The 630-nt window shown below is 33.5% G+C and carries 1 protein-coding gene; it reads right to left on the reverse strand.

Annotated elements, in window-relative coordinates:
* Window positions 1-136: 136 nt before the first annotated feature.
* Window positions 137-630 (reverse strand): hypothetical protein (locus SK086_RS13595; RefSeq protein WP_324692347.1); only part of this gene is annotated, 494 nt, incomplete at its 5' end.

Raw genomic sequence — 630 nt, forward strand, 5'->3', positions numbered from 1 at the left:
TAACGTTTCGCGGCTAGTGGCTTTTTGCGAAGCCAACGAACTGCGTACTTTCCGCTAAGATAAAAAGTTTTACGTGAAAAATAGGAGTGAAGCCAAGAAAATCCAGCAATAGCCACTAACCGCTGTTACCAGCAGTTTATTTTTCCACATCTAAAGTCATTTTACCAGGAATTTTTATAACTCTTCCATTGTACGGCATTTTTAAAAGAAGTTCAAGCGTATCTTCTTCAATTGTTTTTGGTGTAAATTGAAATTCAAACCTTGTCTGATTACTTTCTCCAACCTTAATTTCTTTATTGCCTTCAAGTTTATAAATTTCATATTTCGGCAAAGTCTTATTGAAAGTTTGAAGCAACATAACAATTTCGTTTTTCTTTCCAACTTTGATAACTTTTGTATTAGGAATTCCAATCAATATTTGAGAGTATAAAAAGTCCGCCTCGACTTTTTTCAGAGAATCTTTCAACTTTAAATTTTCTCTTTCGAGAAAAGAAATTTTCTCAATAAGCTTCTCTTTTTCAGTTGATTTTTCAGAGTTACAACTGATTGCTGTTAGGATGCAGATGGTTGATATTATTACGTTTTTCATAAATTGCTGGTAACGTTTCGCGGCTAGTGGCTTTTTGCGAA

Source organism: Flavobacterium cheonhonense, from assembly GCF_035671315.1.
Taxonomy (GTDB): Bacteria; Bacteroidota; Bacteroidia; order Flavobacteriales; family Flavobacteriaceae; genus Flavobacterium; species Flavobacterium cheonhonense.